This window comes from Nonomuraea sp. NPDC050310 (genome assembly GCF_040655795.1).
Taxonomy (GTDB): Bacteria; Actinomycetota; Actinomycetes; order Streptosporangiales; family Streptosporangiaceae; genus Nonomuraea.
In genome coordinates this window covers 35,490-50,176 of sequence record NZ_JBFAKP010000029.1, presented here as the reverse complement: position 1 = coordinate 50,176, position 14,687 = coordinate 35,490, and the positions used below count along the sequence as shown (strand labels likewise).

Below are 14,687 nucleotides of genomic sequence, written 5' to 3'. Positions count from 1 at the left end.
CTCTGCTCAAACCCCTACCTGAAAGAACAGACGACCAGTGGCCCGACCGACCAGTCGCCAGAGCAAGCCAGGACGTACGCTCCTGCTTCTCCTGGCGCTCATTCTCGCCATGGCTGGGGCGATGGCGCTGCAAAAGGCGTGGACGCCCAAGCTCGCCCTTGACCTGGCCGGCGGAACGACGGTGACGCTCTCGCCCGTCACGCTCGATGGCAAGGCACCCTCGCAGGAGGCTCTCGACCAGGCGGTCAACATCCTCCGCAACCGGGTGAACGGCAGCGGCCTGTCCGATGCCGAGGTCGCCAAGACCGGCGACAACATCGTCATCTCCGTGCCAGGCGCGGGGCAGAAGGAGACCGTCGAGAGGGTCGGTAAGACCGCTGAGCTGCGCTTCCGCCAGGTGCTGGCCATGGAGGCCACGCAGTTGCCGGCCGAGTTGCAGACCGAGGCGCCCAAGCCGAGCGGATCCCCGTCCGCGACGCCCACCGGGTCCCCGGCGCCGAGCGGCCGGCCGAGCGCGACCGTCTCGCCCAAGCCTTCCCCCACCGGCAAGGCGCTCTCGCAGGCGCTGACCGCCCCGACGCCCACGCCCACGCCGTCCGCGAACGCGACCTCCACCCCGGCCCCGTCCGGCACGCCGGTCCCCTCGCAGCAGCCGCAGCAGCAGCCCCAGGGCGAGCTGTACGGCAGCACCGAGGGCGTGTCGCCCGAGACGCTGAAGGCCTTCCAGGCGCTCGACTGCCTCGACCCGAACAAGCGCGGCCAGGGTATCCAGGACGACCCGAACAAGCAGTTCGCCGCCTGCTCCGACGACGGCAGCGCCAAGTACATCCTCGACGTCGCCAAGGTCGTCGGCACCGACATCGACACCGCCTCCGCGGGCATCCCGCAGGGCCGTACCGAGTGGATCGTGCAGCTCTCCTTCAAGGGCAACGGCCCGGCCGAGTGGAGCAAGCTGACCACCAAGGCCTACAACTCGCAGGCCCCGCGCAACCAGGTCGCCGTCGTCCTCGACGGTATGGTCATCACCGCCCCGCAGATCATCAACCCGATCCCGGGCGGTCAGGCGGAGATCACCGGCGGCTTCACCCAGGAGACCGCGACCACGCTCGCCGACCAGTTGAAGTACGGCTCGCTCCCGCTGAAGTTCAACCTGAGCTCGGCGGTCACCGTGTCCTCGACGCTCGGTGCCGACCAGCTCGAGGGCGGCATCATCGCCGGCCTCATCGGTCTGGCCCTGGTCGTGCTCTACTGCCTGTTCTACTACCGGGGCCTGGGCATCGTCGCGGTGCTGAGCCTCGTGGTCGCCACGGTCATCACCTACCAGGCCGTCGTGGTGCTGGGCGCGGGCGCGAACTTCCGCCTGTCGCTGCCGCACATCATCGGCCTCATCGTCTCGATCGGCATCACCGCCGACTCCTTCATCGTCTACTTCGAACGCATCAGGGACGAGATGAAGGAGGGCCGGCGCACGTTGCGCGCGGCCGTCGAGGTGGCCTGGGTCCGGGCGCGCCGCACGATCCTGATCGCCGACGCGGTCATGTTCATCTGCGCCGTGGTCCTGTACTTCCTGGCCGTCGGCGGCGTCGCGGGCTTCGCCTTCGCGATGGGCCTGACCACGCTGATCGACATCGTCGTGGTGTTCATGTTCACCAAGCCGCTCATCGCCCTGCTGGCGCGGTTGAAGTTCTTCTCCCGCGGGCACAAGCTGTCCGGTCTGGACGCCGAGCGCATGGCCGACCACCACCACACCCCCGCCACGACCACTCCGCAGGAGGCCTGAGATGGGACTCGGGAGTCGCCTCTACCGCGGCGAGATCGACGTCGACTTCGTCGGCAAGCGCAAGCTCTGGTACGGCCTGTCGGCGTTCCTGCTGGCCTTCTCCATCCTGGGCATGGTCATCAACGGCCTCAACCTGGGCGTGGAGTTCAAGGGCGGCGCGGTCTTCTCCTTCAAGGCGCCCGGCGCCAGCATCGAGCAGGTCCGCGAGACCTTCAAGGACGAGGGCGTGCACCAGCCGATCGTCCAGACCGCCGGCGACGGCTGGCGGGTGACCACCGAGACGCTCAACGAGCAGCAGGTGGACCAGGTCACCCAGGCGATCATCACCGACTACAAGGTCGCCGCCAAGGACATCAGCAACGACAACATCGGCGCCTCGTGGGGCGGTGAGGTCGCCGCCAAGGCGTGGATCGGCCTCGGCGTCTTCATGCTGGCGATCATCCTGTACCTGAGCATGGCGTTCGAGCCGAAGATGGCGCTGGCCGCCATCGTCGCGCTCGTGCACGACCTGGTGATCACCGCGGGCATCTACGCGTGGTCGGGCTTCGAGGTGACCCCGGCGACCCTGCTGGGCTTCCTGACGATTCTCGGTTACTCGCTCTACGACGCGGTCGTGGTCTTCGACATGATCAAGGAGGTCACCGCCAAGCTCGGCACGACCTCCAAGAAGACCTACACCCAGGCCGCCAACGACGCGCTCAACCACACGCTGATCCGGTCGCTGAACACCTCGCTGGTGGCCATCCTGCCGGTCGCGGCGATCCTGTTCATCGGCACCACCCTGCTGGGTGCGGGCACGCTGAAGGACCTGTCGCTGGCGCTGTTCGTCGGCATGATCGTCGGCACCTACTCCTCGCTGTGCGTGGCCACGCCGCTGCTGGTCACCCTCAAGGAGCGCGAGCCGAAGTACCAGGCCATCGCCCGCCGCCTGGCCGCCACCTCCGGCGGCGGCAAGCCGAAGGGCACCACCAAGACCGCCGCGGCCAAGGGCTGACGCCCAGCCGCGCCGCCGCACGCCTCCGTCCCGTCTCAGGGGCGGAGGCGTCGTCATGGGTACGGCCGGCGAGCCGTACCCGATGACGCGACAGCCGTACGAGACGAGGGAGACCCCGATGACCCAGTGGCAGAGCCTGATCAGGGACGTGCCCGACTACCCCAAGCCCGGTGTGCTCTTCAAGGACATCACCCCGCTGCTGGCCGACGGCCCCGCCTTCCGCGAGCTGGTCGACGACCTGGCCTCCTGGCACCAGGCGGACAAGATCGTCGGCATCGAGGCCCGCGGCTTCATCCTGGCCGCGCCGGTGGCCACCCACGCCGGAGCGGGATTCGTGCCGGTCAGGAAGAAGGGCAAACTCCCCGCCGAAACCCTCGAGGAGTCCTACGATCTGGAGTACGGTTCGGCCACCATCGAGGTCCACCGTGACGCCTTCGCCCCCGGTGACCGGGTCCTGATCGTCGACGACGTGCTGGCCACCGGCGGCACGGCGGCGGCGGCCGTCGATCTCGTCCGCCGGGCGGGCGCCGAGGTCGTCGGGGTGACGGTGCTGATGGAGCTGTCGTTCCTCAAGGGACGCGAGCGGCTGACCGGAGTCGACCTCCGGTCCCTGGTGATTGTCTGACGCTGGATACACTGGGGGATCTGGACTCGGACGTGAGGAGTCTGTGTGCCCCGTGACGTGGCCGTAGACAGCGATACGACGCCCGAAACCGCCCCGGCGGCGAACGGGAGCACGGCCACGCCCGCCGGTGGGGGGCGGCGCAGAAGGTTTGGGGGTGGGACCGTGAGCCAGGTGCTCGAGCCGCTGTTTCGCACGGTCCGCGCCACACATCCGAAGGCGGACCTGCGGCTGATCCAGCGCGCCTACGAGGTCGCCGCCTACCATCACCGCGACCAGAAGCGGAAGAGCGGCGACCCGTACATCACCCACCCGCTGGCGGTGGCGACGATCCTGGCCGAGCTCGGCACCGACGACGAGACGCTCTGCGCCGCGCTGCTGCACGACACGGTCGAGGACACCGCCTACGGCCTCGACGAGCTGCGCTCCGACTTCGGCGACAAGATCGCGCTGCTGGTCGACGGGGTGACCAAGCTCGACAAGGTCAAGTTCGGCGACGCCGCGCAGGCCGAGACGGTGCGCAAGATGGTCGTGGCCATGTCGCGCGACATCCGCGTGCTGGTCATCAAGCTCGCCGACCGCCTGCACAACATGCGCACGATGCGTTACCTGCCCGAGCACAAGCGCCACCAGAAGTCGCGCGAGACGCTGGAGATCTTCGCCCCGCTGGCCCACCGCCTGGGCATGAACACCATCAAGTGGGAGCTCGAGGACCTCGCCTTCGCGATGCTCTATCCCAAGCGCTACGACGAGATCGCGCGCATGGTGTCGGAGCGGGCCCCGCGCCGTGACCTGTTCCTGCAGGAGGTCATCGAGAAGGTCTCCGCCGACCTGCGCGAGGCCAAGATCAAGGCCGAGGTCAAGGGCCGGCCGAAGCACTACTACTCGGTCTACCAGAAGATGATCGCCCGCGACGTCGCCTTCGACGACATCTACGACCTGGTCGGCATCCGGGTCCTGGTGGAGAGCGTGCGCGACTGCTATGCGGCGCTCGGAACGATCCACGCGCGATGGAACCCGGTGCCCGGCCGGTTCAAGGACTACATCGCGATGCCGAAGTTCAACATGTACCAGTCGCTGCACACCACGGTGATCGGTCCCGAGGGCAAGCCGGTCGAGCTGCAGATCCGCACGCACGGCATGCACCACCGGGCCGAGTACGGCGTGGCCGCGCACTGGAAGTACAAGGAGGAGGTCGGCGCCCCGGCCGGCGGCAAGGTCAAGCCGGGCGGCGACATGGCCTGGCTGCGCCAGCTCCTCGACTGGCAGAAGGAGACCGCCGACCCGGGGGAGTTCCTGGAGTCGCTCCGCTTCGACCTGTCGGTCAGCGAGGTCTACGTCTTCACCCCGAAGGGCACGGTCATCGCCCTGCCGGAGGGCGCGACGCCGGTCGACTTCGCCTACGCCGTGCACACCGAGGTCGGCCACCGCTGCATCGGCGCGCGGGTCAACGGCCGCCTGGTGCCGCTGGAGTCGCGCCTGGGCAACGGCGACACCGTCGAGATCTTCACCTCCAAGTCGCCCGACGCCGGCCCCTCGCGGGACTGGCTCAAGTTCGTCAAGTCCGGCCGCGCCCGCAACAAGATCCGGCAGTGGTTCTCCAAGGAGCGCCGCGAGACCGCGATCGAGGGCGGCAAGGAGGCGATCGGCCGGGCGATGCGCAAGCAGGGCCTGCCGCTGCAGCGCCTGATGTCGGGGGAGTCGCTGCTGGCGCTCGCCCGCGACCTGCGCTACCCGGACGTCTCGGCGCTCTACGCGGCCGTCGGCGAGGGTCACGTCAGCGCCCAGGCGGTCGTGCAGAAGCTTGTGGCGTCCATAGGCGGCGTCGAGGGCGCCGAGGAGGACATCGCCGAGACCTCGCTGCCCACGCGGCTCAAGGGCCGTCCCAGGGGCGGCGGCGCGGGTGTGGTGGTGGCCGGCGACGGTGACGTGTGGGTGCGCCTGTCGAAGTGCTGCACGCCGGTGCCGGGCGACGACATCGTCGGCTTCGTCACCCGCGGCCACGGCGTCTCGGTGCACCGGGCCGACTGCACCAACGTGCAGCAGCTCAAGACCCAGCCCGACCGCCTGGTCGAGGTGAGCTGGTCGCCGAGCGAGGACTCGGTCTTCCTGGTGGCCATCCAGGTCGAGGCGCTCGACCGGCCGCGCCTGCTGTCGGACGTCACCCGCACGCTGTCCGACCAGCACGTCAACATCCTGTCGGCGTCGGTGACCACCTCGCGTGACCGGGTGGCGATCAGCCGCTTCACCTTCGAGATGGGCGATCCCAAGCACCTGGGCCACGTGCTCAAGGCGGTCCGCAGCATCCAGGGCGTCTTCGACGTCTACCGCGTCAGCGGCGCGAGCGGCTGAGGGGCGCACCCCGCCGGGTGCGCCCCTCGCCGGCGTGCTCAGCGGCGGGAGGGCCGGGTCAGCCGGGTCAGCCGGCCGCGGTGATCCGCACCGCGTCGGCGATCACGTAGCCCGTGGCCGAGGTCCACCGGCTGACGCCGACGACGTTGGCCGTCCCGGCGGCCAGCGGGAAGGTGCCCAGCAGCCGCCACTGCCCGCCGCCGGTGCGCTGGTCCACGGTGAGCGTCCGGTTGCCCGTGCTCGTGGCCACGATGTACGGCGTGGCGCTGTTGTAGCCCGGATCGGCCGGGTACCAGACCTCCACCCGGTAGTCGCCCGCGCTCGGGATCGTCGCGCGGAACCAGGCCGGATCGCTGACCGCCTGCGGCGAGGCGAACCGGTAGTCGGCGCCGTGCCGCTGCGCGGAGAAGGCCGAGGTGCCCCACGCCGACCCGGCCGCCGGCCCGTCGATCACCGCGCTGAACGGCCCGCCGCTGCCGGTCACCACCTTGCCGGCGCTGGGCGCGCTCTCCTGGTGGGTGCGGTTGAGCGCGCTCACGTAGTAGGTGTAGGTCGCCGAGGCCGAGGCGGTGGTGTCGGTGAACGAGGTGGCCGAGGTGACCTTGAGCAGGTTGCGGGCGTCGGCGAAGGCGCACGCGTCGGCCGGCCCTGAGCCGCCCACGCGGTAGACCGCGTAGGAGCCGCCGGAGCCCTGCCAGCTCAGCGCCACCCCGCCGGTGCCGCGCACGGCCGAGGTGATCGAGGGCACGGCCGGGGCGGCGGCCGAGCCGTGCGCCGGCAGCAGGGCGGGCTTGGTGTAGTGGTCGGCGACCAGCCGGGTGATGCTGCCGATCCGGTCGTCGCGCACGTCCTTGGCGCTGAAGTAGACGTCGCCGAGGACCTCCGGGTGGCCGCGGTTGATCGTCAGGTGCGAGCTGAGCTCCTCGGGCCGCTGCCAGGCGGCCTCCTGCCCGGAGGCGCCCGCCCGGTAGGCGGCCTGGCCGATGTAGAGCTGCACCGCCGTACCTCTGACCACCTCCGACCACCACGCGGTCAGCACCGAGTAGTCGGCGGCGGCGAAGCCCACGTGCCAGTAGAGCTGCGGGGTGACGTAGTCGATCCAGCCCTGCTTGACCCACTTGCGGGTGTCGGCGTAGATCGCGTCGTAGGACTGCAGGCCGGAGGTCTGCGAGCCGAGCGGGTCGCTGCCGGCGTTGCGCCAGATGCCGAACGGGCTGACCCCGAAGGTGGCGTGCGGCTTGGCGGTGCGGACGCGCTGGCCGAGCTCCTGGATGAGCCGGTTGACGTTGTCGCGCCGCCAGTCGCCGACATTGGTGAAGCCGCCGCCGTACTGGCTGAAGGCGGCCGAGTCGGGGATGGCCTGGCCGCTGACCGGATAGGGGTAGAAGTAGTCGTCCAGGTGCACGCCGTCGACGTCGTAGCGGGAGACGGCGTCCATGATGGCGTCCTGGATGAAGGCCCTGACCGCCGGGATGCCGGGGTTGTAGTAGAGCTTGCCGCCGTAGGCGAAGCGCCAGGAGGGGTTCTGCCGGGCCGGGTGGGTGGTGACCAGCTTGCTGGCGTCGTCGTGGTTGGCGACGCGGTAGGGGTTGAACCAGGCGTGGAACTCCAGGCCCCGGGCGTGGGCCTCGGCCACCATGAAGGCCAGCGGGTCGTAGCCGGGGTTGCCGCCCTGGGTGCCGGTCAGCCACTGCGACCAGGGCTCGAAGCCGGAGGGCCAGAAGGCGTCGGCGGTGGGGCGGATCTGCACGACGACGGCGTTGAAGTTGCGGCGCTGGGCGAGGTCGAGCCAGGAGCGGTACTCCGCCTGCTGGGCGGCGGCGCTGAGGCCGCTCCGGCTGGGCCAGTCGATGTTGGCGACGCTGGCCACCCACATCGCACGGAACTGGCGTTTGGGTGTGGCCGGGTCAGGGGTGCAGGCGGCTGCGGCGGCCTGGGGCAGGGAGAGGAGGGGCAGGAGCAGGGCCATGAGGCAGGAGGCGGCTAAGCGGCGCAGGCTCATGGACGGAAAGTTTCACGAAGGAGCCAGGGCTGGCAATAGTCTTCAGGGCTTCCGGCCCACCGCGACCAGATGGTAGTCGCCGACCTCCTCGACCGGCGGCGTCACCGGCCGCCACTCCTGGTTGTTGACGATGCCCGGCTCCAGCAGCTCCAGCCCGGCCAAGAAGCGCTCGAACTCCGGCCGCCGGCGCGCGGTGAAGGGCGCGGAGGCTCGCTGGTAGACCGCGCTGACCTGCGGCGCGCGCTCGGGGCGGGCGTCCGGCGCGACGTGCGTCAGCACCAGGTAGCCGCCGGACGGCAGCGCCTCGCGGATCGCCGCCACGATGCCCGCCGGATCCTCCTCGTCGGTGACGAAGTGCAGCACCGAGACGAGCAGCACCGCCACCGGCCGCGAGAAGTCGAGCAGCTCCGCGGCGGTCGCCATGATCTTCTCCGGCTCGCGCAGGTCGCCCTCGCGCACGAAGACGCGCTCCCCGGTCGGCAGCAGCGCGCGGGAGTGGGCCAGCACCACCGGGTCGTTGTCGACGTAGAGCACCGACGCCTCCGGCGCGCTCTCGTGCACGTGGCCCACGGTCGGCAGCCCCGAGCCGATGTCCACGAACTGGTCCACGCCCAGCTCGCTCAGCGCCTGCACGGCCCGGCGCAGGAACGCCCGGGAGGCCATCGCGCCTGCCCGGATCTCCGGCACCAGCTCCAGCACCCGGTCGGCGGCCTCGCGATCGACGGTGAAGTTGTCCTTGCCGCCGAGGTAGTAGTCGTACATCCGCGCGACGTTCGGGATCTTCGCAGGGTCACTCGTCACAAAGGCGACGATAGACGATCAGCCGCCGCCACAGAGATCATTTCGCCACGAATCAGCGATCACTTCACCGTCCCGGCAAAAGCCGGAAAAGCGAACTGCCCGGCGCCGCACGCGGCGGCTCCGGGCAGTCTCCTGGGCATCGGTCAGCTGAACTCGGCGAGCGTGCGCTCGGCCTCCTCCAGCCAGGAGCGGCGAGCCTCGATGGCCTCCTCCGCCTCCTTGACGTCCTTGGCCCGGCCGGCGGCCTGAGCCTTGGCCAGGCGGCTCTCGAGCTGCGCCAGCGAGGAGCGCAACTGGTCGACCGTGCTCTGCGCCCGCGCCCGCGCCTCGGGGTTGGAGCGCTTCCACTCCGCCTCCTCGGCCTTGCGGACCGCCTCGTCGATGCGGCGCAGGCCGCCCTCGAGCCGGTCGCGCTGCTCGCGCGGCACCGGGCCGAGCGCCTCCCAGCGCTCCAGCAGGCCGCGCAGCGACGCGCGGGCCGAGCGGGCGTCGGTGACCGGGAGGATCTTCTCCGCCTCGGTCAGCAACTCCTCCTTGGCCTCCGCGTTGGCCGCCAGCGAGGCGTCGCGCTCGGCGAAGACCGCCGAACGGGCCTGGAAGAACTGGTCCTGGGCGGCCTTGAAGCGGCCCCACAGCTCGTCCTCGGCCTCACGCGAGGCCCGCCCGGCCGTCTTCCACTGCTGCATGAGCTCGCGGTAGGCCGAGGCCGTCTGGCCCCAGTCGGTCGAGGAGGCCAGCTGCTCGGCCTCCTCCACGATGCGCTCCTTGAGCGAGCGCACCCCCTCACGCTGCTGGTCGAGCCCGGCGAAGTAGGCCTTGCGCCGCTTGGCGAAAGCCGTACGGGCCGCCGACAGGCGCTTCCACAACGCGGCCTCGGTGACGCGGTCGGTGCGCTCGGCGACCTTCCACTCCTCCACGAGCTGGCGCAGCCGCTCGCCGCCGGTCTTCCAGTGCGTCGTCTCCTCGGCGATGCGCTCGGCCTCGGCGACGATGCGCTCCTTGATGCCCTTGGCCTCGTTGCGGGCCTGCTCCCTGGCCGCCTTGCCCTCCTCGCGGCGCTGGGCCACGACGGAGGTCAGCGCGTCGAGCCGCCCGGCCAGCGCGTCGAGATCGCCGACGGCGTGCGCGTCGGCGACCGCCTCGCGCAGCTTGCCGATGCTCGCCTCGGCCTGGGCGGGGGACAGGTCGGTGCCCTTCACCCGCTGCTCGAGAAGCTGGACCTGACCGGCCAGTTCCTCGTACTTGCGGTGGAAGTAGGCCAGTGCCTCCTCGGCTTCCCCGGCCTGCCACGAGCCGACAGCCCGCTCCCCTTCAGCCGTACGCACGTAGACGGTGCCGTCCTCGTCCACCCGGCCCCACGGGTCGGTGCTCACCGTGTCCTCCCGCACTTTCATCGAATCCCTACTTCAGGATGTTGTCACGCTTTTGATTTCGACGCTCTCCTTGGGTGCGCCGGTGCCGTCCCCGGCGGGGCCGGGAGTGATGACGCCTGCCTTGTTCACCTTGTCGAGAATGTCCAGGCCCTTGGTGATCGTACCGACTGGTGTGTAGTCGGGGGACAGCCCGATGTCACCGTAGACCAGGAAGAACTGGCTGCCGGTGGTGCCCGGGGCCATCGTCTTGGCCATCGCCATCACGCCGCGCTTGTAGGTCGCGCCCTGGAGGTTCTCCTCGGCCATGCGGAAGCCGGGGCCGCCCTGGCCGTCGGCCTCGCCCTTGCCGTCCGCCTTGGCCGTCGGGTCGCCGCACTGCAGCATCGGGAACTGCGCGTTGCCCAGCCGGTGGCACTTGCTGCCGTCGTAGTAGCCCTTCTCGGCCAGGAAGGCCAGGGCGTTGACGGTGCACGGCGCCTTGTCGGTGTTGAGCTTGATCTCGATGTCGCCCTGGCTGGTCTTGAAGGTCAGCGTCGCGGGCAGCTTCTTGGGCTTGATCTTCTTGGGCGGCAGGCCCACGTTCTTGACCGAGCCCATCTCGTCGGCCACGTAGTCGCAGGTGCCGGTCTTGGCGTCGAACGCCTTCGGACCCGCCGCGGGGGTGACCGTGTTCTCCGGGGTGGGCGAGCCCTCCGGGGTCGGCACCCCGGCGCTCGGCGTCGGGCTGGCCGCCGCCGCGGTGGACTCGGAGTCGCCGCCGAGCAGGGCCGTCGCCGCCACGATGCCGCCCACGACCACGATCACACCGACGGTCGAGCCGACCACCGCGAGCTTCTTGGCCTTCTGCTCCCGCTCGATGCGCCGCTTGAGCTGACGCTCGTGGTGTTCGCGCGCCAGTTGCTTCTGGCGGTCCTTGCCGGTGGCCACCGCGTTGCCTCCTAGACGGATCCGATAAATCGAGGTGGGCGAATCGTATCGGCCAACGGGCAATGGTTCGCAGCCCGGCGAGCCGCACCGGTACCCTTCGGTTACATTCCCATTGGCTTTTTGGACGTCAGATGCTCATCGCCGGCTTCCCCGCAGGGGCCTTTCAGACTAATTGCTACGTCGTCGCACCGGGCGCGGGCGAGGAGTGCGTCATCGTCGATCCCGGCCAGGACGCGGTGGACGGCGTGGAAGAGCTGCTGCGCGAGCACCGGCTCAAGCCGGTCGCCGTGGTGCTGACCCACGGGCACCTCGACCACGTGTGGTCGGTCGGGCCGGTCTGCGGCGCGCGTGACATCCCCGCGTGGATCCACCCGGACGACCGCGAGATGCTGAGCGATCCGGCCAAGGGCATCGGCATGCCGATCTTCGGCGACCTCAAGCTGAGCGAGCCGGACGACGTGCGAACACTGGCCGACGGGGCGGTGCTCGAGCTGGCGGGGCTCGAGTTGCTCGTCGACCACACCCCCGGCCATACCAGGGGGTCGGTGAGCTTCCGCATGCCCGGCGAGCAGATCATGTTCTCGGGCGACCTGCTGTTCGCCGGCTCCATCGGCCGCACCGACCTTCCGGGCGGCGACTACCCGACCATCCTGCGCAGCCTGGCCGCCAAGGTGCTGCCGCTGCCGGACGAGACGGTCGTCCTGCCCGGCCACGGACCACAGACCACGGTCGGCACCGAGCGCGCCACCAACCCGTATCTGCGGGAGGCCGCGCCGCACGCCGGCCCCACTAGGGGAATCTGAATGTCTTTCCAAGCACCGAAGGGCACCTTCGACTGGCTGCCGCCGCGCTCGGAGGTGGCGCTCGCCGTGCGCGAGGCCCTGTCCCTGCCGGTACGGCAGGCCGGCTACGGCTACGTCGAGACGCCCACCTTCGAGGACACCGACCTGTTCAAGCGCGGCGTCGGCGAGTCCACCGACGTGGTCACGAAGGAGATGTACACCTTCGAGGACAAGGGCGGCCGTTCCATCACCCTGCGCCCCGAGGGCACCGCGGGCGTGGTGCGCGCCGTCCTGCAGCACAACCTGCACCAGGCCGGGTCGCTGCCGGTCAAGCTGTGGTACTCCGGCAGCCAGTTCCGCTACGAGCGAGCCCAGCGCGGCCGCTACCGCCACTTCTGGCAGGTCGGCGCCGAGGCGCTCGGCGCGGAGGACCCGGCGCTCGACGCCGAGCTCATCGCCCTGGCCTGGCGCGGCTACCGCAGCCTCGGCCTGGAGCGCGTGGAGATCCTGCTCAACTCCCTGGGTGATCGCGAGTGCCGCCCGGCCTACCGCGCGACGCTCGTGGCCTTCCTGGAGAAGCTCGACCTCGACGAGGCCACCCGCGCCCGCGTCGCGATCAACCCGCTGCGGGTGCTCGACGACAACCGGCCCGAGGTGCAGGCCCAGCTCGTCGACGCGCCCCTGGCCGTGGACCACCTGTGCGAGGCGTGCAAGGCCTACCACGAGGAGGTCCGCGCGCTGCTGGACGCGGCGGGCGTGCCGTACACCGACGACCCCAAGCTGGTGCGCGGCCTCGACTACTACACCCGCACCGCCTTCGAGTTCGTGCACGGCGGGCTCGGCGCGCAGGCCTCGGTCGGCGGCGGCGGGCGCTACGACGGACTGTCGGAGCAGATCGGCGGCCCGCCGCTGCCCAGCGTCGGCTGGGCGCTCGGCGTCGACCGCACCATCCTGGCGATGGAGGCCGAGGGACTGCTCGCCGACGAGGAGCGGGCGAGCGTCGCGGTGTACGGTGTCCCGCTGGGCGACGAAGCGCGCCGCCGGATGTTCCTTCTCGTCGACGGGCTCCGCCAGGCGGGCGTCGCCGCCGACATGGCCTTCGGCGGCCGTGGCGTCAAGGGCGCGATGAAGAACGCCGGCCGGAGCGGCGCGCGGTACGCGCTGATCCTCGGCGAGCGCGACCTGGCGGCGGGAGCCGTACAGGTGAAGGACCTGACCACCGCTGAGCAGACCGAGGTCCCGCTGGACTCGGTCATCGACATTTTGAAGGGGAAGGTGCAGTGATTCGCACGCACACGGCAGGCAGCCTCCGGAAGGAGAACGCCGGCCAGCAGGTCACGCTCGCCGGATGGGTGGCGCGGCGCCGCGACCACGGCGGTGTGGTCTTCATCGACCTGCGTGACGCCTCCGGCTCGGCGCAGGTGGTCTTCCGCGAGGAGGACCACGCGCACGACCTGCGCGCGGAGTACTGCGTCAAGGTGGTCGGCGAGGTCCGCGTCCGCCCCGAGGGCAACGAGAACCCCGACCTGCCCACCGGCGCGATCGAGGTCGTCGCCACCGAGGTCGAGGTGCTGAGCGAGTCGGCGCCGCTGCCCTTCCCGATCGAGGGCAACGTCAACGTGTCGGAGGAGACGCGGCTGAAGTACCGCTACCTCGACCTCCGCCGCGAGAAGCAGGCCCAGGCGCTCAAGATCCGCTCGAAGGCGACCTACCTCACCAACGCGGTCCTGGACGAGCTCGGCTTCGTCTACGTCGAGACCCCGACGCTGACCCGCTCGACCCCCGAGGGCGCGCGGGACTTCCTGGTGCCGGTGCGCCTGCAGCCGGGCAACTGGTACGCGCTGCCGCAGTCGCCACAGTTGTTCAAGCAGCTCCTGCAGGTGGCCGGGCTGGAGCGCTACTACCAGCTCGCCAAGTGCTACCGCGACGAGGACCTGCGCGCCGACCGCCAGCCCGAGTTCACCCAGATCGACCTGGAGATGTCCTTCGTCGACCAGGAGGACGTCATCGAGGTCGGCGAGCGGCTGGTGGCGCGGCTGTGGAAGGACACCATCGGCTACGAGATCCCGCTGCCGCTGCCGCGGATGACCTACGCCGAGGCGATGGCCCGCTACGGCTCCGACAAGCCCGACCTGCGCTTCGGCGTCGAGCTGGTCGAGATGACGGAGTTCTTCGCCGACACCACCTTCCGCGTCTTCCAGGCCGACTACGTCGGCGCGGTCGTCATGCCGGGCGGCGCCTCGCAGACCCGCAAGGAGCTCGACGGCTGGCAGGAGTGGGCCAAGTCCCGCGGAGCCAAGGGCCTGGCCTACGTGCTGGTCCAGGAGGACGGCACGCTGGGGGGCCCGGTGGCCAAGAACCTCTCCGAGGCCGAGACCGCGGGCCTGGCGGCCAAGACCGGCGCCGCCCCCGGCGACGCGATCTTCTTCGCCGCCGGCGCCAGGTCCGGCTCGCGCGACCTGCTGGGCGCGGCGCGCCTGGAGATCGGCCGCCGCTGCGGCCTGATCGACGAGTCGCGCTGGAGCTTCCTGTGGGTCGTCGACGCGCCGATGTTCGAGGAGGACGGCGAGGGCGGCTGGACCGCGGTCCACCACCCCTTCACCGGCCCCAAGCCGGAGTGGGCCGACAGCTTCCAGGACCACCCGGGCGAGGCCCTGGCCTACGCCTACGACATGGTCTGCAACGGCAACGAGATCGGCGGCGGCTCGATCCGTATCCACCGCGCCGAGATGCAGCAGCGCGTCTTCGACGTGCTGGGCGTCTCCAAGGGCGAGGCCGAGAGCAAGTTCGGCTTCCTGCTGGAGGCGTTCAAGTACGGCCCGCCGCCGCACGGCGGCATGGCCTTCGGCTTCGACCGCATCGTCGGCCTGCTGGCCGGCACCGAGTCGATCCGTGACGTGATCGCCTTCCCGAAGACCGCCTCCGGCTTCGACCCGCTCACCGCCGCGCCGACGCCGATCACGGCCGAGCAGCGCAAGGAGGCCGGCGTCGACGCCAAGCCCAAGGAGGCCTGAGCCGCCGACGGCAACGGCCCCGTAGCGAGCGCTACGGGGC

At 70.6% G+C, this 14,687-nt stretch carries 11 protein-coding genes; 7 read left to right on the top strand and 4 right to left on the bottom strand.

Features of this window, described 5'->3' with window-relative positions; translation table 11 throughout:
* Positions 1–121 precede the first annotated feature (121 nt).
* From secD to AB0I67_RS38955, 4 genes are all read left to right on the top strand, one after another.
* Entirely contained in the window at positions 122–1,780 is a 1,659-nt protein-coding gene (gene secD / locus AB0I67_RS38970; protein WP_357934862.1) for a protein translocase subunit SecD, read from the top strand.
* Position 1,781: 1 nt separating this feature from the next.
* The gene (gene secF, locus AB0I67_RS38965; protein ID WP_357934859.1) at positions 1,782–2,774 is read left to right on the top strand and encodes a protein translocase subunit SecF; all 993 of its coding nucleotides are present in this window, start codon (positions 1,782–1,784) and stop codon (positions 2,772–2,774) included.
* A 118-nt stretch (positions 2,775–2,892) separates the two neighbouring features.
* Entirely contained in the window at positions 2,893–3,399 is a 507-nt protein-coding gene (locus tag AB0I67_RS38960) for an adenine phosphoribosyltransferase (protein ID WP_357934856.1), read from the top strand.
* A 162-nt stretch (positions 3,400–3,561) separates the two neighbouring features.
* Entirely contained in the window at positions 3,562–5,748 is a 2,187-nt protein-coding gene (locus AB0I67_RS38955) for a bifunctional (p)ppGpp synthetase/guanosine-3',5'-bis(diphosphate) 3'-pyrophosphohydrolase (RefSeq protein ID WP_357934853.1), read from the top strand.
* A 67-nt stretch (positions 5,749–5,815) separates the two neighbouring features.
* Here AB0I67_RS38955 and AB0I67_RS38950 read toward each other — a convergent pair whose 3' ends face one another.
* From AB0I67_RS38950 to AB0I67_RS38935, 4 genes are all read right to left on the bottom strand, one after another.
* Entirely contained in the window at positions 5,816–7,750 is a 1,935-nt protein-coding gene (locus AB0I67_RS38950; RefSeq protein ID WP_357934850.1) for a family 10 glycosylhydrolase, read from the bottom strand.
* A gap of 42 nt (positions 7,751–7,792) precedes the next feature.
* Positions 7,793–8,551 carry an SAM-dependent methyltransferase gene (locus AB0I67_RS38945; RefSeq protein ID WP_357934847.1) on the bottom strand — a complete coding sequence of 253 codons (759 nt, stop codon included), beginning with the start codon at positions 8,549–8,551 and terminating at the stop codon, positions 7,793–7,795.
* Positions 8,552–8,694: 143 nt separating this feature from the next.
* Positions 8,695–9,945 carry a DUF349 domain-containing protein gene (locus AB0I67_RS38940; RefSeq protein WP_357934844.1) on the bottom strand — a complete coding sequence of 417 codons (1,251 nt, stop codon included), beginning with the start codon at positions 9,943–9,945 and terminating at the stop codon, positions 8,695–8,697.
* A gap of 12 nt (positions 9,946–9,957) precedes the next feature.
* A complete protein-coding gene (locus AB0I67_RS38935) occupies positions 9,958–10,851 on the bottom strand; it encodes a peptidylprolyl isomerase (RefSeq protein ID WP_357934842.1) in 894 nt (297 codons plus the stop codon).
* Positions 10,852–10,982: 131 nt separating this feature from the next.
* On the opposite strand from AB0I67_RS38935, the gene AB0I67_RS38930 reads away from it, so the two are divergent.
* Genes AB0I67_RS38930 through aspS form a run of 3 tightly spaced genes read left to right on the top strand, consistent with a single transcriptional unit; the run spans position 10,983 to position 14,647 of the window.
* Positions 10,983–11,654, top strand: a complete 672-nt coding sequence (locus tag AB0I67_RS38930) for an MBL fold metallo-hydrolase (RefSeq protein ID WP_357934839.1) — start codon at positions 10,983–10,985, stop codon at positions 11,652–11,654.
* Positions 11,655–12,917 (top strand): histidine--tRNA ligase, encoded by a 1,263-nt coding sequence (hisS, locus tag AB0I67_RS38925; RefSeq protein WP_357934836.1) that lies wholly within the window; start codon positions 11,655–11,657, stop codon positions 12,915–12,917. It begins immediately after the preceding gene.
* Complete coding sequence (gene aspS, locus AB0I67_RS38920; RefSeq protein WP_357934833.1) at positions 12,914–14,647, top strand: aspartate--tRNA ligase; 1,734 nt, start codon at positions 12,914–12,916, stop codon at positions 14,645–14,647. The genes hisS and aspS overlap by 4 nt, the downstream gene beginning before the upstream one ends.
* Positions 14,648–14,687: the final 40 nt, after the last annotated feature.